16 protein-coding genes are annotated in these 17,419 nt (G+C 62.2%); 6 read left to right on the top strand and 10 right to left on the bottom strand.

All coding sequences use genetic code 11. The features are described 5' to 3' along the window. Positions 1-21: 21 nt before the first annotated feature. The gene (locus AC5SSZ_RS03970) at positions 22-942 is read right to left on the bottom strand and encodes a DMT family transporter (RefSeq protein ID WP_274828356.1); all 921 of its coding nucleotides are present in this window, start codon (positions 940-942) and stop codon (positions 22-24) included. A gap of 113 nt (positions 943-1,055) precedes the next feature. Then, complete coding sequence (locus tag AC5SSZ_RS03965) at positions 1,056-1,661, bottom strand: LysE/ArgO family amino acid transporter (RefSeq protein ID WP_274828355.1); 606 nt, start codon at positions 1,659-1,661, stop codon at positions 1,056-1,058. A gap of 96 nt (positions 1,662-1,757) precedes the next feature. Between AC5SSZ_RS03965 and AC5SSZ_RS03960 the strand changes: the two genes are divergently transcribed. From AC5SSZ_RS03960 to AC5SSZ_RS03945, 4 genes are all read left to right on the top strand, one after another. Next, entirely contained in the window at positions 1,758-2,645 is an 888-nt protein-coding gene (locus tag AC5SSZ_RS03960; protein ID WP_495437081.1) for a LysR family transcriptional regulator ArgP, read from the top strand. A 21-nt stretch (positions 2,646-2,666) separates the two neighbouring features. Then, positions 2,667-3,359, top strand: a complete 693-nt coding sequence (locus tag AC5SSZ_RS03955) for a nitroreductase family protein (RefSeq protein ID WP_274832497.1) — start codon at positions 2,667-2,669, stop codon at positions 3,357-3,359. 13 nt (positions 3,360-3,372) lie between these two features. Beyond that, positions 3,373-4,221, top strand: a complete 849-nt coding sequence (locus AC5SSZ_RS03950; RefSeq protein ID WP_495437078.1) for a COG3904 family protein — start codon at positions 3,373-3,375, stop codon at positions 4,219-4,221. A 119-nt stretch (positions 4,222-4,340) separates the two neighbouring features. After that, positions 4,341-5,366 (top strand): DUF1036 domain-containing protein, encoded by a 1,026-nt coding sequence (locus tag AC5SSZ_RS03945; RefSeq protein ID WP_495437076.1) that lies wholly within the window; start codon positions 4,341-4,343, stop codon positions 5,364-5,366. 85 nt (positions 5,367-5,451) lie between these two features. On the opposite strand, the gene AC5SSZ_RS03940 is transcribed toward AC5SSZ_RS03945, so the two are convergent. Continuing rightward, positions 5,452-6,192: a YebC/PmpR family DNA-binding transcriptional regulator gene (locus AC5SSZ_RS03940; protein WP_065270771.1), complete on the bottom strand. Its 741-nt coding sequence runs from the start codon at positions 6,190-6,192 to the stop codon at positions 5,452-5,454. Between the two features lie 250 nt (positions 6,193-6,442). Between AC5SSZ_RS03940 and AC5SSZ_RS03935 the strand changes: the two genes are divergently transcribed. Beyond that, a complete protein-coding gene (locus tag AC5SSZ_RS03935; protein ID WP_495437074.1) occupies positions 6,443-8,218 on the top strand; it encodes an SLC13 family permease in 1,776 nt (591 codons plus the stop codon). A gap of 6 nt (positions 8,219-8,224) precedes the next feature. Here the strand turns inward: AC5SSZ_RS03935 and AC5SSZ_RS03930 are convergent, their stop codons facing one another. The 4 genes from AC5SSZ_RS03930 to mgtE form a co-directional block, all read right to left on the bottom strand. After that, positions 8,225-10,003 (bottom strand): SLC13 family permease, encoded by a 1,779-nt coding sequence (locus AC5SSZ_RS03930; protein WP_495437072.1) that lies wholly within the window; start codon positions 10,001-10,003, stop codon positions 8,225-8,227. 179 nt (positions 10,004-10,182) lie between these two features. Next, positions 10,183-10,998, bottom strand: a complete 816-nt coding sequence (locus AC5SSZ_RS03925; RefSeq protein ID WP_495437070.1) for a TIGR00282 family metallophosphoesterase — start codon at positions 10,996-10,998, stop codon at positions 10,183-10,185. A gap of 106 nt (positions 10,999-11,104) precedes the next feature. Then, the gene (locus tag AC5SSZ_RS03920) at positions 11,105-11,668 is read right to left on the bottom strand and encodes a 5-formyltetrahydrofolate cyclo-ligase (protein ID WP_495437068.1); all 564 of its coding nucleotides are present in this window, start codon (positions 11,666-11,668) and stop codon (positions 11,105-11,107) included. A 28-nt stretch (positions 11,669-11,696) separates the two neighbouring features. After that, entirely contained in the window at positions 11,697-13,085 is a 1,389-nt protein-coding gene (gene mgtE / locus AC5SSZ_RS03915) for a magnesium transporter (protein WP_065270774.1), read from the bottom strand. Between the two features lie 135 nt (positions 13,086-13,220). On the opposite strand from mgtE, the gene guaD reads away from it, so the two are divergent. Then, complete coding sequence (gene guaD / locus AC5SSZ_RS03910) at positions 13,221-14,507, top strand: guanine deaminase (protein ID WP_495437066.1); 1,287 nt, start codon at positions 13,221-13,223, stop codon at positions 14,505-14,507. A 26-nt stretch (positions 14,508-14,533) separates the two neighbouring features. On the opposite strand, the gene AC5SSZ_RS03905 is transcribed toward guaD, so the two are convergent. The 3 genes from AC5SSZ_RS03905 to AC5SSZ_RS03895 form a co-directional block, all read right to left on the bottom strand. Beyond that, on the bottom strand, positions 14,534-15,874 hold the full coding sequence (locus AC5SSZ_RS03905) for an 8-oxoguanine deaminase (protein WP_495437064.1): 1,341 nt from the start codon (positions 15,872-15,874) through the stop codon (positions 14,534-14,536). 136 nt (positions 15,875-16,010) lie between these two features. Then, positions 16,011-16,802 carry a histidinol-phosphatase gene (gene hisN / locus AC5SSZ_RS03900; RefSeq protein ID WP_274828344.1) on the bottom strand — a complete coding sequence of 264 codons (792 nt, stop codon included), beginning with the start codon at positions 16,800-16,802 and terminating at the stop codon, positions 16,011-16,013. Positions 16,803-16,867: 65 nt separating this feature from the next. Next, positions 16,868-17,248, bottom strand: a complete 381-nt coding sequence (locus AC5SSZ_RS03895; protein WP_065270778.1) for a helix-turn-helix domain-containing protein — start codon at positions 17,246-17,248, stop codon at positions 16,868-16,870. Between the last annotated feature and the right edge of the window lie 171 nt (positions 17,249-17,419).

Below are 17,419 nucleotides of genomic sequence, written 5' to 3'. Positions count from 1 at the left end.
AACTGCATACAGGCAGGACCTTCAGACCTTGGTCGCAGGCACCGGCGGTGTGATGGCGCGACGCTTCAGCACCGCCTCGCGCCAGGTGATGAAACTGATTGCTCCAAGGATCAGCGCGCCGCCCGAGACCACCCAGATATCGATCGCCTCGTCAAACACCAGCGCGCCCAGAAGCGTCGCCCAGATCAGCTGCAGGAAGGTCACCGGCTGCGTCACCGCAACCGGCGCCGCCGAGAAGGCAAGCGTCATCGTGTAGTGCCCCGCCGTGGCGAAACAGGCCACCGCAAAGAGAATGCCAAGCTCGGCCAGTGTCGGGGTCACCCAGACCGCCGCCGCAAAGGGCGCCAGCCCCGCCGTCACCCAAAGCGACAGCATGGCTACCACCACAACCGGATTGGTGCCGTCCACGGTGAATTTGGCCAAGAGGTAAGAACCACCGAACACCACCGCCGCTGCCAGCATCGCGATATGCCCGGGGGAGATTTCCCGAAACCCCGGCCGCAGGATGATCAGCGCACCAATCAAAGCCGCGATGATCGCCGCGATCCGGCGCAGGGCCAGTTTTTCCCCCAGAAACACAGCCGCCCCGATGGTGACATAGACCGGCGCCAGGTAATTCATCGCCGTGACCTCGGCCAGCGGGATCTGAGTCATGGAAAAAAACCACAGCATCACCCCAAGCGTATGCAGAACGCCGCGTCCAGCAAACAGTCCCCACAGCTTGGGCGTCAGCTTGGCCTGACGCAGCGCGCCAATCATCGGGATCAGGAACACCAGCCCCAAAAGGTATCTGAGGAAAGCGGATTCGGCAGGGGGGATCCGACCGCCCAGGTATTTGACCAATGCGGTAACCGCGACAAAGTTCAGCCCGGTCACCAGCATCCAGAAAATGCCCATCACGGGATTGGTGTCCCGGTCTTTTGTCTGCTGCGCATCACTCATGACGCCAGACAGAACACCCAAACGGCAAAGGGTACAACCCTGAACATGGCAATTATTTTCGGCATCCACCCTTGCCCGCGAAGCGCTCTGCATCGCCCAGCACTTGCCCTCCCTCAGATCAACAGGAGGTTCGCTGCAATGGCCCACATTGTCAGCCCGACAACTGCCTCAAGCACCTGCCAGGACCGGGGCTTGGCAAACACAGGCGCCAGCAGACCCGCGCCATATCCAAGGGAAAAGAAAAACGTGAAACTTGCCAAAACGGCCCCAAGGCCAAAGATCAGCGGCGCCGGATCCTGCGCCGAGATCGTGCCCAAGAGAACCACCGTATCGAGATAGACATGCGGGTTGAGCCAGGTCAGCGCCAGCACCGTCGCCAGAACCGGCAGCAGCGGCGCGCTCTGATTGCCCTGCCCCGCCGCCTCCAGCACGGCGCCGCCGCGCCAGGCCGCCAGCAGACTGCGCGCGCCATACCAGATCAGGAAAGCGGCCCCGCCAAAGCGCATGATGGCCTCGATCCCCGGCAGCGCCTGTGTCAGCGATCCGAACCCCAGAACCCCGGCATAGATCAGTACCGCATCCGAGCCTGCACAGGTCAGGCAGATCCAGAATACATGCTGCCGCCGCAGCCCTTGCCGCAGCACAAATGCATTCTGTGCCCCGATCGCAAGGATCAGGCTAAAGCCAAGGGCAAATCCGGAAACAAGGCTGGCTGACATGTGGGACGTCTTTCTGCTGGAACTCTTCGCGCTTTGACTATGCGCCCCAGTCCGGATAATCTAATTAAATATGATAACCCAGATTAAGTATGGCTAATGCAGCTCGACCCCAATCACCTTTCCGCGCTCCGGGCCGTTTTACACCATGGCTCGTTCGAGGCTGCGGCCCATGCCCTTGGGGTGACGCCCTCGGCCATTTCACAGCGGATCAAGGTGCTGGAGGACCGTACCGGCATCGCACTGGTCCTGCGCGGCGCGCCCTGCACCGGCACGGCGGCGGGGCTGAGGATTGCCAAACATGCCGAGGATATCGGCCTTCTTGAGGCGCAGCTGGCGCGGGAGCTGGCGCTGGAAAACGGCCCGGCCCCGGTGCGGCTGCGCATCGCGGTCAATGCCGACAGCCTTGCCAGCTGGTTCATCGACGCGATGGCCGGAACTGACGGCGTGCTGTTCGATCTCCTGGTGGACGATCAGGATCACAGCGCCGACTGGCTGAAGCGCGGCGAGGTCTCAGCCGCGGTCACCGCCAGCACCCGGCCCGTGCCTGGGTTCGATGCCTACCCGCTCGGCACGCTGGACTATGCGGCAACCGCCAGCCCGGACTTCATGGCGCGCTGGTTTCCAGACGGCGTCACGCCAGAGGCCGCTGCCAAGGCGCCCTGCATGATCTTTAACGCAAAGGACAGGCTGCAACAGCAGTGGCTGGCGCGGAACGTGGCGCCCCGTCTGTCGCCGCCCGCGCATTACCTGCCCTCTACCCAGGCTTTCATCGAGGCCGCAGCTGCCGGTCTCGGCTGGGGCATGAACCCGCTTTCCATCATCAGGGAAGAGCTGCAGAGCGGCCGTCTGGTGCCACTCATCCCCGACACAATCCTGCCGGTTCCGCTCACGTGGCAGGTGGCGCGGGTGATGGCGCCTGCCCTTGCAGAGGTCACACGGTCTGTGCAGACATCAGCGCGACGGCATTTGACCCAAGACCGTTAAGATCAATCGGAAAGACCCCTCATGTTTTCACAAGACTCTCTCAGCTATGATCCGCTGCCATTGCCCGACCGGGCCGCGTACACGGATGCGCAGATGCAGGAAAAGGCGACTGAGTTTCTCGCCCATATGCAGCGGCGCCACACGGTGCGCGATTTCACAGATCAGCCGGTGCCCCGACAGGTGATCGAGGACTGCATCCGGGCTGCGGGCACCGCGCCATCGGGCGCCAACCACCAGCCCTGGTTCTTTGCGGCCGTTTCGAACCCGGAATTGAAGGCCCGGATCCGCGCCGAGGCTGAGGAAGAAGAACGCAAGTTCTATGCAGGCGGCGCTGGCGATGAATGGATCAAGGCGCTTGAGCCGATCGGCACGAATGAAGACAAACCGCATCTGACCATCGCGCCCTGGCTGATCGTGGTCTTCGCCCAGCGCTGGGGCGAGTTTGCGGACGGCACCCGTTACAAGAACTACTACGTACCCGAAAGCGTGAACATTGCCACCGGCGTTTTGCTGACGGCGCTGCATACCGCTGGTCTGGTCAGCCTGACCCACACGCCGAACCCGATGAAGTTCCTCAATGGCGCCCTGGGTCGCCCGGCCTCGGAAAAGCCTACGATGATCATCGCTGTAGGCCATCCGGCAGAAAATGCTATGGTTCCCTCAGTCGCCAAGTTCAAAAAACCTCTGGAGGAGATTTGCCAGGTCTTCGAATGACAGAAAGCCCGGTGTGACACCCGGGCCAGCCTCTCTGCGGCGCAGCCTTGGCCTGCACGTGGTTCTGCCACGGGCCGGGGTTCTGCTGGTCTGGCTGGCCCTCAATCATTTCTTCTGGCTGCCCGTGTCACTGGCCTGGGGGTTGATCGCGGCGGATGGGGTGTTGCTGGCGTGGCAAAGCCGCGATTTGCTGCGCAGCACCGATGGACACATCCGCAGCACCGGGTCGATGGCCCCGGTCTGGGGCAGCTATCTGGTTCTATTGTTTGCAGGATTTGCGACACTGACGCAGTGGTGGGGCGCCTTGCTGACCGCCGGACAGGTGGAGACCCTGCCCTATGCCAAGCAGCAGGAACAAGCCCGCCAGCAGCTCTATAGTCTGACCCTGTCCGATGATGGCCGCACGCTGATCTTTACAGGCGAGATCACCCACGGGCTGACCCGGCGCATAGCAGCAACGCTGGACGCGGCGCCAGAGGTCCGCTCCCTGCATCTGACCGGCCCCGGCGGGCTGATCTACGAGGCGCGCGGCGTGGCCAAGCTCATCCGGACCCGTGGCCTTGATACCCAGGCTGCCGACCTCTGTGCCTCTGCCTGCACAGTGATCTTTGCCGCTGGGCAGGAGCGCCTCCTCGCCCCCAAGGGACAGCTCGGATTTCACGGCTATGCACTGATGTTCGAAGGCGGGCTGCCGCAACTGGACCTGAAGAAAGAGCAGCAGAAGGACCTGTCCTTTTTCCTGCAGCAGGGCATCAGCGAAGGGTTTGTGCAGAGGGTCTTTGAGGTGGCCAACTCCGACCTTTGGATACCGGAGCACGCGGAACTGCGCGCGGCGGGCGTGATCACCGCCGGGGCCGACTGAAAAGCTCAAAACGCCACAATTGCGGTGCCTTTTACGGTGCTGACACGTTACAGGCCGGTTTTTCTTGCGCGACGCATTCCCCGTGCCTAGCCTGAAATCGTTCAAATTCAGGATATGTTATGCGCTTTGTTACTGCCGGTTTATGCCTCACCTTCTCTGCCGCTCCTGCCTTTGCAGGCCTTGAAATCTGCAACGATGCCGGGCGCAGCCTAAGCGTGGCGATCGGATACGCCGATGGCGACACCTGGGTATCCAAGGGCTGGTGGAACATCGATGCGGGCGATTGCAAGACGCCGCTCGGCGGGGATCTGAAGAATCGCTACTACTACTACCGTGCCAATTCTTCGGGTTCGGCCTTTGCCAGCGGTGATTTCACCTTCTGCACCACCTCACAGGCCTTCACAATATCGGGAGATTCCGAGTGCGCTGCACGGGGATATGAGAGCACCGGCTTCCGCAAACTGGACACCGGCAAGACCGCGAAACAGTTCACCCTGACGCTGGTGGACAATTCCACCAGCAAGAGCGAGACCACACCGAAGCCCGCCCCTCCGCCACCTGCTCCAGCCACAGGCCCCGCCCCGGTCGGCACCTATGGCGAACCCTATTCCAACATGGCCAACCTGCAGGACTGCACCTATGAGGGCGCCCGCACCTGCAGCTTTCACGCCGACGGCACCAAGTTCTACGTCTCCGATGACGGGCGCACGCCACAGTTCGTCTTTGCCATCATGGAGAAACTGGACCCCGGGACGCCCATCGAGGTTCAGGGCGATCTGGAAGCCATTTACGACCGCAGCGCGGATGTTGTCCTGCGCGATATCACCATTCGTCCCTGGACCAATGCGGATTCGATCCTGAACCGGATGCAAGGCAGTTGGTACTCGGTCGATGATCCCAATTCCCAGTTCAACATTCTGGGGTCTGAGCGCGACAACACATATGACGGTGCAATCACCGGACGCGACTATATTTCCGTGTCAGACTGGTGTGACAGTTTTCAGGGCGCAGGCCCTTACCTTTATGCGCGCGAGGAAGAGACCGGCGAGAGCTACTGCTATGCCATCGACAGCATGTCCGATTTCGAAATGACCCTGATGTATCTGCCCGGCGGTAACTTCCTCAGCTACCGCAAGCTGGACTGACCTTTCGGCACCCGGGAACCCAACCGCAAAAAGCCCGCCAGATTGGCGGGCCTTTGTTTTGTACTGCGAAGGTTCTGTAGCCGCGTTAGAGCTGCGCCATGACCTCGTCCGAGGCTTCGAAGTTGGTGGTGACGCGCTGCACATCGTCGTCATCTTCAAGCGCATCGACCAGCTTCATCAGCTTCTGCATGCCTTCCAAATCCAGCTCGGTGGTGGTGGTCGGCTTCCAGATCAGCTTGGTCGATTCAGACTCGCCCAGCTCCGCTTCGAGCGCGTTAGAGACATCGTTGAGGTCCGTGTCAGCGCAGTAGATGATATGACCATCTTCCGAGCTTTCGACATCCTCGGCGCCCGCTTCGATGGCGGCCATCATCACGGTGTCCGCATCGCCAACCGAAGCCGGATAGGTCACCTCACCTTTGCGGTCGAACATGAAGCCGACCGAGCCGGTCTCGCCAAGGTTGCCGCCGTTCTTGGTAAAGGTCGAGCGCACCGTCGAAGCGGTGCGGTTCTTGTTGTCGGTCATCGCCTCGACGATCACCGCAACGCCGTTCGGCCCGTAGCCTTCATAGCGGATCTCGTCATAGTTTTCCGCATCGCCGCCGATCGCCTTTTTGATCGCGCGTTCGATCACGTCCTTGGGGACCGATTGGCTCTTGGCTTCCTTCACCGCAAGACGCAGGCGCGGGTTCTTTTCAGGATCCGGGTCGCCCATCTTCGCGGCCACGGTGATTTCCTTGGCCAGTTTGGAAAAAAGCTTTGAACGCGCGGCGTCCTGACGACCCTTGCGGTGCTGAATATTCGCCCATTTTGAGTGGCCTGCCATGCGCCAGCCTCCATTTCTACCGATTGATCTTGTCGGGGCGTTTGATACAGCCCTGCATCGCGGGCCGCAAGAGATTGGTGCCAAAGCCACCTCAGCAGCACGCCTCAAAGCTTGAGGCACACAAATCCGTCCGGGTTTCAGGCCAGTGCTGGCATCGGCTGCAGCTTTGCGCGACACTGCCCCCATTACCGGAATGACTGTCCCGACGTTTGCAGGGCTTCATGCCGGATTTAACCAGGGACAGGCAGCAATGACATTTGACCAAGGCATTCTTTTCACCATCTTCGCAGCAGTCTTCGGGATGCTTCTCTGGGGGCGCTACCGCTATGATCTGGTGGCCTTTTCAGCGCTGATGGTAGCGGTGGTGATCGGCGTCGTCCCGGCCAAGGATGCCTTTGCCGGTTTCGGCCATCCTGCGACGCTGGTGGTGGCACTGGTGCTGATCGTCTCGGCCGGGTTGGTGCGGTCTGGCGCGGTGTTCCTGATCACCCGCACGCTGGTCGACAGCAGCCGCGACCTGGGCCTGCATATCAGCTTGATGGGCGGGATCGGCGCGGTCCTGTCGGCCTTCATGAACAATGTAGCTGCGCTCGCCCTGTTGATGCCGGTGGATATCCAGACCGCGCGCAAGGCGGGCCGCGCGCCGGGGCTGAGCCTGATGCCGCTGAGTTTTGCGACGATCCTTGGCGGTATGGTCACGCTGATCGGCACCCCGCCCAACATCATCATCGCCTCGATCCGCCAAGACACCCTTGGTGAGCCCTTCCACATGTTCGATTTCGCCCCGGTCGGCTTTGTTGCCTCGGTTGCCGGTCTCGCCTTCGTGGCCCTGATCGGCTGGCGCCTTATTCCGCAGCGCGAGAACGCCGCCGGCGCGTCAGAGGCGCAGATTGCCGATTACATCGCCGAATTGACAGTGCCCGAAGAGTCCCCCCTGATCGATATGCGCCTGGGAGAGCTGGACAGCGAGGCGGAAAAGGCGGACGTGGCGATTCTAGGCCTGATCCGGGACGGCAAACGACTTTATGGTCGTGCCGCCGCATACAGCCTGCGGGCCGCCGACACGCTTGTGATCGAGGCCACGCCCGAAGCGCTGGACGAGTTCCGCACAGCGCTGTCGCTCGATTTTGCCGATGCCGCGCGGCAGGAAAAGCTGACCGCCGCGGGCGAAGGGCTGGAGCTGGTCGAGGTGGTGGTGCCGGAAACCGCGCGCGTCAACGGGCGCAGCGCCCAGGCCGTCGGCCTTGCCTGGCGGCAAAGCACGGTCCTGTTGGGCATTTCCCGGCAAGGGCGGCGTCTGACCAGCCATATCCGCCAGACCACCATCGAACCGGGCGATATCCTGTTGCTGCTCTGCCCGCGCGACCGCAGCGCCGATGTGACCGAATGGCTTGGCTGCCTGCCACTGGCCCAACGGGGCCTATCCGTCACCGCCAATGATAAAACATGGATGGCCATCAGCCTGTTTGCTGCAGCTGTAGCGGCGGCCTCGGTGGGCCTTGTCTACCTGCCAGTGGCGCTCGGGTTGGTGGCAATTGCCTATGTGCTGACAAAGATCCTGCCGGTGGCGGAAATCTATGATCACATCGAATGGCCTGTGGTCGTTCTTCTGGGCTCGATGATCCCACTCGGCGCCGCGCTGGACAGTTCCGGCGGTACCCAGCTGATCGCCAACGGCCTGATCGGCCTGACCGAGGGCCTGCCTGCCTGGGCGATCCTGACCGTACTGATGGTGGTCACAATGACGCTGTCAGATGTGCTGAACAACACGGCCACGGCCATTGTTGCGGCCCCGGTGGGTATCCAGATGGCAACGGCGCTGAACGTCTCCCCGGACCCGTTCCTGATGGCGGTCGCCGTGGCGGCCTCTGCGGCGTTTCTGACTCCCATCGGCCACAAGAACAACACGCTGGTGCTTGGTCCCGGTGGCTATCAGTTCGGCGATTACTGGCGCATGGGACTGCCGCTGGAAATCCTGGTGATCGCGGTTTCGATCCCGGCCATCCTGTTCTTCTGGCCGATGTAAGGCGGGTCAGAGCGGCCAGATCAGCGGGATGATCGCCGAGGCCAGAAGCCCGATGCTGAGGTTCAGCGGAATGCCCACACGCAGGAAGTCGGTGAACTTGTAGCCACCCGGACCATAGACCAGCATATTGGTCTGATAGCCGATGGGCGTCGCAAAGGATGCCGAGGCCGCCACCATCACCGCAACCACCAGCGGACGCGGATCCAGCCCCATCGCCTGGGCAAGCCCGATGGCGATGGGGGTCACCACCACCGCCACCGCGTTGTTCGACACCAGCTCGGTCAGCACCGACGTCAGCAGATAGACCGCCCAGACCAGAAGGAAGGGTGGCAGGCCGGACAGGCCCGGTGCGATGGCATTGACGATCAGCGCAACCGCGCCCGAGCTTTCCAGCGCAGCGCCAATCGCCAGCATCGAGAAAATCAGCGCCAGTAGCCGCCCGTCGACAAAGGAAAACGCCTCATCCGCGTCGATGCAGCGGCTGACCAGCACCAGCGCCACCGCGACAACCGACAGCATCAGGATCGGCGCAACGCCCAGCGCGGCCAGCAGCACGATTCCTAGAAGCGCCGCAATCGCAAGGGGTGCGTGGCTACGGCGATAGGCCCGCTGCGTCGGCTGAGAGACATCGGCCATATCCGTATCCGCCGCCAAACGCTGAATATCCGCAGGGGCGCCTTCCAGCAGCAGGGTATCGCCGACCCGTACCACCAGATCGTCGAGCTGCACACCGATGTTCTGATTGCGCCGGTGCACCGCCAGCACATAGACACCATAGCGGCGACGCAGGCGCATGGCACCCAGCGAGCGCCCGACCAGACGGCAACCAGGGGTGATCAGAACCTCGACAGTCTTGGTCTCCACCGCCGACACCTGATCGACGCGCTTCAGTTCTTTATTGCTTTGCAGGCTCAGAAGTTCGGTCATCTGGGTGCGCAGCACCACCCGGTCCCCGACCTGAAGTTCGACGCCTTTGAGGTTCCGCCGCAGCGAGACATCGCCGCGGATGACGTCGATCAGGCGCACGCCCGGGCGTTTGAACAGCTGAACGCCGGAAACCTCACGGCCGATCAGGTTGCTTTCGGGGGGAATGACTGCCTCGGTGAAGAATTTCATCTTCGAGCGGTCGCTCAGAAGATTGGCCAGGTTATCCCGGTCCGGCAGCAGTCGCGGCGCGATGAAGCGCAGGTAGACCATGCCCCAGATCACAAGAATGACCCCTAGCGGCGTGACTTCGAAAATGCTGAAAGCCGCCAAACCCTGTGCCCGGGCCACACCATCCACCAAGAGGTTGGTCGAGGTGCCGATCAGCGTCAGCGTGCCACCCAGGATCGCCGCATAACTGAGCGGGATCAGCATCTTGGAGGCCGAGACATCCAGCGTGCGGGAGATCTGGATGAACACCGGGATCATAACCACCACAACCGGCGTGTTGGAGACGATAGCAGAGGCGCCCACGACGAAGGCCATCAACATGGCGACGGCCAGCCTGGGGCTGACCTCGGCCTGTTTGCGGGCAATCGCGGTAAAGGCATCCAGCGCTCCGGTGCGCACCAAGGCCCCCATGATGATAAACATCGCCGCAATCGTCCACGGCGCCGGGTTGGACAGCACCGGCAGCGCCGCATCATAGGGCAGAACGCCGGTGATCAGCATCAGGGACACCCCCGCGAGGGCAACCACCTCGGTCGGGTAGGTTTCCTTCAGAAAGGCCAGAAACATCAGCGCGACGATCAGCAGGGTGATCAGAGCGCTGCCGTTCTGAGCGACTTGAAAGACATGCATGTGCGGTAAATATCCCACCTGGTTTGCGATGCTGCGGTCCCGCCCATTATGCCAGACCGGCACAGAGTGTCCCCGATCCTAAATTGCGGGGCAAGCACTTCTGCACCCCGGCCACAAGCATTTGGCATCTCACGATGATTTCAATGCACATTTGGTGGCCGGAGCGACAGGTCAGTGGATCAGACCGGCGCCGCGCCTTGCAGCAGACCACCGTCCCGGACCATGTGGATTTCCTTGGCCGCGCCGGTGCGGTCGTCTGTTACGATAAAGACACCCGACAGGGTCGCCTCCCCTTCCGCCGGGGTGAAGCGGCTTTTGGGCATGCCAGTCAGGAACCGGCGCATCGGTTCGGCCTTGTCCATGCCGATGACGGAATTGTAGTCGCCGCACATGCCCGCATCGGTCAGATAACCGGTGCCTTCGGACAGGAGTTGCGCATCAGCGGTGGGTACATGAGTGTGGGTGCCTACTACGAGCGAGGCCCGGCCATTGCAGAAATGACCCATCGCCATCTTTTCCGAGGTCGCCTCGCAATGCATGTCGACGATCACCGCCTGCGCCAGCCCGCCGCGCGGATGCGACTTCAGCACGCCTTCGACGGCGCCAAAGGGATCGTCATAGGCCCGTTTCATGAACACCTGACCCAGCGCCTGCGTTACCAGCACCTTGCGCCCGCCGGGCGCGTCGAACAGGCGATATCCCCGCCCCGGTGCGCCTTTTGCAAAATTCAGCGGCCGGATGATGCGCGGTTCCTTTTCGATGAACTGCATCATGTCCTTTTGATCAAAGGCATGATCACCAAGGGTCAGACAATCAGCCCCGGCGTCAAGCAGAAGCTTGGCGTGATCGCCGCTGAGCCCCATGCCATTCGACGCGTTCTCGCCGTTGACCACAACAAAATCCAGCCGCCACTCCTTGCGCAGTCGCGGCAGGTTTTCGGTGATGGCACGGCGCCCCGCGCGGCCCATCACATCGCCTAGAAACAGAATTCTCATGGCTCAGTCCTAGGCGGCGCTGCGACGGGGAACAAGCCCCCGACGCGCCCTATGTGGCGTTTTTCGCCTCAAATACCGCGAGCCACATGCGACCTAAGCCCCTTCCCTATCGGGAAAACTGGATGATACGGCTTTCGGTCACGATCATGTCAAGCGGCTGATCGGTCGGCTCCAGCGGCAGATCAGCCGCCTCCTGCGCGTCAAAGGCAAAGCCGATGGCCAGCGTCGCCCGCTTGCTGCGCAAGAGCTCCAGGGTTCGGTCGTAAAAGCCGCCACCATAGCCAAGCCGCCCGCCGGACAGATCAAAGGCCACCAGCGGCACAATCAGGATCTCGGGTTCAAAGAAGTCATCCACCGCAGGCACCATCGCCCCGAACGGTCCCTCGCGCAGCGGCGCATCGGGCTGCCAGCGGCTGAACCGCAAGGGCAGACCTGCACCTTCGATCACCGGTACGCCGACGACTCCATGGGCTTCCGCTTCGGCCATGGCAGGCAGCGGATCAATCTCGGTTCGGATCGGCATGTATCCGGACAGTGGAACACCGCGATACCCGGCCAGCACCTCGGACAGATGCCCGGCGGCACCGGGTTTTCCCATGTCGAAGGCCTCTTTGCGCCGGGCAAAGGCCGCCTTGCGCGCTTGTGCCTTGATCGCTTCCAGATCCGCCATTGCTCCCTCCTTTGCCGGGATTGAATGCCTAGAGAAGAACCAGCCCGGCCAGACCGAGGAAGGCAAAGAATCCAACGATATCGGTCACCGTCGTCACAAAAGCCCCCGAGGCAAGTGCCGGGTCCACATTCATTTTTTCCAGCATAACCGGCACCACGGTCCCGGCGAGGCCTGCCACGACCAGATTGATGACCATCGCGACGCCAATGACCGCGCCAAGCTGCGGCGAGCCGAACCACAACAGCCCGACACAGCCCATCACAACGGCAAAGATCAGCCCGTTGACCAGCCCCACCAGAACCTCACGCCGGATCACCCGCCAGACGTTTGATCCTGTCAGGTCGCGTGTGGCCAGCGCACGCACCGCCACCGTCAGCGATTGGGTGCCGGCATTGCCGCCCATCGAGGCCACGATGGGCATAAGCACGGCCAGGGCCACGAACCGGGCGATGGTATCTTCGAACATTGAAATCACCATCGACGCCAGCACGGCCGTTACCAGGTTGACCGCCAGCCAGGGGAACCGCCGCTTGGTAGTGTCAATCACCCGGTCCGACAGGCTGCCTTCGCCGACACCGGCCAGGCGAAGGATATCTTCTTCGTGCTCTTCATCCAGAACCGCCATGGCATCATCGATGGTGATGACACCCACAAGACGCCCCTCGTCATCGACCACCGGGGCCGAAATCAGGTGATACTGGTTAAAGGCATAGGCCACGTCTTCCTCGTCCTGATCGGCGGGAATGACCTGGAAGGTTTCTTCCCTGAGATCGGTGAGCGGCACCTCGCGTCGGGCCGACATGATCCGGCCAAGGGTGACATTGCCCACCGGATGCAGGCGCGGACTGACCATGACCACGTGATAGAACTGCGCTGGAAGGTCCGACCTTTCGCGCATGAAATCAATCGCCTGCCCCACCGTCCAGTGTTCCGGCGCCATCACCACTTCGCGCTGCATCAGGCGGCCGGCGGAGTTTTCCGGGTAGCTCAGCGATTGTTCGATGGCGACCCGGTCGGAGTCCTCCAGCGCGTCGAGAATGGCTTCCTGCTGCGGCTCCTCAAGGTCCTCCAGCAGGTCGACCACATCGTCGCTGTCCAGATCCCGGACCGCTTCAGCCAAAACCTGCGGGTTGAGGATCGCGATCACTTCCTCGCGGATCGCCTCGTCCAGTTCTGACAGGATTTCGCCGTCGAATTCGCGGTCATAAAGCCGGATCAGCCGGGCCCGATCATAGGCGTTCACCTGCTCCAGAAGGTCGGCGATGTCGGCCGCGTGCAGCGGCTCCATCAGGTTCGCCAGCTCGGCCTTGTCGTTGGTATCCACAGCATAAAGGATCTGCGCCACGCGGCGGCGATCCAGCATATAGGCGTCGTCCTGGCCCTTGTCGGTCCCGATGGTCTCGTCGCCTGTGCTCATACGCTGCCCCTTCCGATGCTTGTCCCATGAATAGAAGAAGCTGCTACCGGAAAACAATGACAATGACACAATTTACCGCCGCGCGCGCCGCGCGTATCCTGCATGCGATGAATTCGCACGAAAGGACAGCACATCATGAGCAACGCCCACATCCTGCGGGGACAGGTCCTGTCCTTTCAAGGCTCCCCCTTTGCCACCGAGGCACCGCAGGAAGCGGCAAGGCTGAGCGAGGCAGTGGCAGTGCAGGATGGGAAGATTGCCGCCGTCGGCAGCTTTGACGATCTGCGCCAAAGGTTTCCCGCAGCCGCGTTGCACGATCACGGGGAGAAACTGACTCTTGCCGGCTTCGTCGATGCGCATGTGCACTATCCACAGACCGCCATCATTGCCAGCTGGGGCAAGCGGCTGATCGACTGGCTGAACAGCTATACCTTCCCCGAGGAGATGCGCTTTGGTGATCGTGCCTATGCCGATGAGATCTCAGCCCGCTATCTGGACCTGACCGCTGCCCATGGCACCACCACGGTCTGCAGCTATTGCACCATTCACCCCGAAAGCGTCGATGCCTTCTTCACGGCGGCGCAGGCGCGCGGGCAACGGGTTGTGGCGGGTAAAACCTGTATGGACCGCAACGCCCCAGAAGGGCTGCAGGATACGGTTCAGTCTGCCTATGACGACAGTGCCGCGCTGATCGCGCGCTGGCACGGGGTCGACCGGCTGGATTATGCGATCACGCCGCGGTTCTCCCCCACCTCTACCCCTGAACAACTAGAGGCCATCGGCGCCCTCTGGGCCGCCAACCCCAGCTGCCTGATGCAAACCCATCTGAGTGAACAGACGGATGAGATCGCCTGGGTCAAGGATCTGTTCCCGGATGCCCGCGATTATCTGGACACCTACGAGGCCTTTGGCCTGTTGGGCGCGCGTGGCCTTTATGGGCATGCCATCCATCTGGAACCGCGCGAACGTGACCGGCTGCGCGAACATGGCGCCGCGCTTGTGCATTGCCCCACCTCGAACACCTTCATTGGGTCCGGGCTGTTCGATATGGCCGGGCTGATGGCCGAAGGGCAGCGGATCGGCCTTGCCACCGACACCGGCGGCGGATCCAGCTTTTCCATGCTGCGCACCATGGCGGCAGCCTATGAGATCGGCCAGCTGCGCGGCACGCCCCTGCACGCAGCCCAGCTGTTGTGGCTGGCAACGCAAGGCTCGGCCACGGCGCTGCGGCTCGAAGACAAGATTGGCAATGTCGCCCCGGGCATGGAGGCCGATCTTGTGGTGCTCGATCTCGCCTCCACCCCCGCCATCGCCCAGCGCGCCGCCCGCGCCGATGACATCTGGGAGGCCGCCTTTGCCACCATCATGATGGGTGATGACCGGGCCGTGTCCGAAGTGTGGATCGGCGGGCGGCAGGTCTGACGACCCGCCCCGCCTGAAGCCCTCCGTTACGCCTTTTCGGCCAAGGCGCGGGCCAGCTGACCATGGCGTTCGATCAGCCGCGGCAGATCAAGGCTGGTGACCTCACCTGCAGAGATGATCTGACGCCCTTCCACGAACAGATGCTTGACCTGTTTCGGCCCGGCCAGCAGCAAGGCCGCCGGGTCCCAGCTGCCGCTGGAGGCAACACCGGTCACATCCCAGACTGCCACGTCGGCGCGTTTGCCGGGGCTGAGCCGACCGCAATCGGGACGACCCAGAATATCAGCGCCGCCACGGGTGGCGATTTCCAGCGCCTCATAGGCGCTCATGGCGTCAGCGCCCTGCGCAACCCGCTGTAGCAGCATGGCCTGCCTCGCCTCGCCGATCAAGTTGGCGATATCGTTGCTGGCCGAGCCATCAACGCCCAGCCCCACCGGCACCCCGGCATCGCGCATCGCCCGTACCGGTGCGATACCGCTGCCAAGGCGGCAATTGGAACAGGGGCAATGCGCCACGCCGGTCCGGGTGCGCGCAAACAGATCGATTTCCTGCGCGTCCAGCTTGACGCAATGCGCATGCCAAACGTCATCGCCGGTCCAGCCCAGCTCCTCGGCATATTGGCCGGGGCGGCAGCCGAACTGCGCTTCGGAATAGGCGATATCCTCATCGTTTTCGGCCAGATGGGTATGCAGCATCACGCCCTTGTCACGCGCCAGCAACGCCGCATCCCGCATCAGGTCGCGGCTGACGGAAAACGGCGAACAGGGCGCAAGCCCCACCCGGCACATGGAGCCCTCAGAAGCGTCGTGAAAGCCATCAACCACGCGGATCATATCTTCAAGAATGGCCGTCTCTTGCTCGACCAGGCTATCCGGCGGCAATCCCCCGTCGCTTTCCCCGATGCTCATGGCGCCGCGTGTGGGGTGAAACCGCAAACCGACCTCGCGGGCGGCATGGATGGTATCCTCCAGCCGCGCGCCGTTGGGATAAAGGTACAGATGATCAGAGCTGAGCGTACAGCCGGAGAGAGCCAGTTCCACCAGCCCCAGCTGGGCAGAGACGAACATCTCCTCCGGACCAAAGCGCGCCCAGATCGGATAGAGCCGTTGCAGCCAGCCAAACAGCAGCGCGTCCTGCGCCCCGGGCACTGCGCGCGTGAGGTTCTGATAAAGATGGTGGTGCGTATTGACGAGGCCCGGCGTCACCACGCAGCCCCGGCCAGATACGATCTGCCCTGTCGTGCGCAGCCCCTGTCCCACCTCGGCAATCTGACCGCCCCGGATCAGAACATCTGCATCGTGCAATACGCGGCCCGCATCATCCATGGTGATGACGGTGGTCGCATTTTGAATCAGGATTTCCTGCATCGGTTCACACTCCTTTGTCACCCGTTTCGGTTTTGGAAGTGTGAACTGGCCCGACAGAATACGGGTAAAGGACTCGGGCCGTGGCGGTGCTATACAGCACTGCCATGGCCGCGCTCAAGCCCCGGACGGGACCTGATCAGCTGTTTTTCAATAGGGCCAGCGCCGCCGCGTGCAATTCGGCATTGGCGGCGGCAAGCACCCGGCCGCCTTCATGGGCCGGGCCGCCCTCCCAATCAGTTACGACACCGCCTGCAGCCTGGATCACTGCGATCGGGGCCTGCACATCATAGGCGTTGAGGCCTGCCTCGATCACCAGATCGATCTGCCCCGCCGCCAGCAGTGCATAGGCGTAGCAGTCCATGCCATAGCGCGTCAGCCGGACCTTTCCGGAGACACGTTCGAACCCGGCACGTTCTTCAGGGGTGCCGACTTCGGGAAAGGTGGTGAAAAGGATCGCCTGATCCAGCGCCGTGCCGTTACGGGTCGCCAGATCGCGTGCGCCCTGTGGCCCGGTCATCTGCGCCAGCCCGGCCGCGCCGATAAAGCGTTCGCCGGTGTAGGGCTGATCGATCACGCCCAGCACGGGGCCGTCTGCCTCGGACATGGCGATCAGCACCCCCCAGGTCGGCGTGCCGCTGATGAAACCGCGGGTGCCGTCGATAGGATCCAGAACCCAGGTCCGGCCAGAGCTGCCTTCGACGGGAGCGAATTCCTCGCCCAGGATACCATCATCAGGGCGCAGCTGCGCCAGCACCGCCCGCATCGCCAGTTCCGCCTCGCGATCGGCGACGGTTACCGGATCGAACCCGTCCTCCAGCTTGTTGTCCGCTCCAAGAGTGGCACTACGGAAATACGGCAGGATCGCTGCGCCGGCCGCATCGGCCATCTTCTGCGCAACGTCCAAATCGGAATCAGGATTCTGTGTCATGCGATGGCGGTGCCATCTGGCCGCACGCTATTCAAGAAAAAAGACCCCGAAGGGTCTTTTCACTTTCAGGCTGCGTCGCTGAGCACACGGGCCAGCTCGAACAATCGCCTGCGCTGGTTCTCGGGGATCGCGTAATAGGAACGCACCAGATCGAGGGCCTCTTTATCGCCCATCAGATCCTCAGGCACCGACGCCTTGTCCGCCTTGTCGGCAGGGGCCTTATCCTCTTCCTGTAGACCATCAAAGAAGAAACTCACCGGGACGTCCATCGCGTCAGAAATATCCCAAAGGCGGGAGGCGCTGACCCGGTTGGCACCGGTTTCATATTTCTGAATTTGCTGGAACTTGATGCCGACTTTCTCGGCCAGTTGCTGCTGTGTCATACCAATTAGCCAGCGACGGTGACGGATCCGTTTGCCGACATGCACATCTACAGGATGAGCCATGTGCTATCTCCTAGTTATACCAAAGTGGTTCGCGCCCAAGTAGCCGCGATGATTGCTAAATCCGTCAGGATATCAACACTGGCCCGCGTTACCGGACCTTCTAAAACCGCGACAGAGGCTCAACCCCTCAGCTGAGCTTACGACCTCCACGGTTGAATTCAAGTGCGACAA

Source organism: Phaeobacter sp. CC-HEC084, from assembly GCF_059429255.1.
The sequence above is the reverse complement of the archived record's forward strand: the minus strand, read 5'-3'. Positions and strand labels throughout refer to the sequence as shown.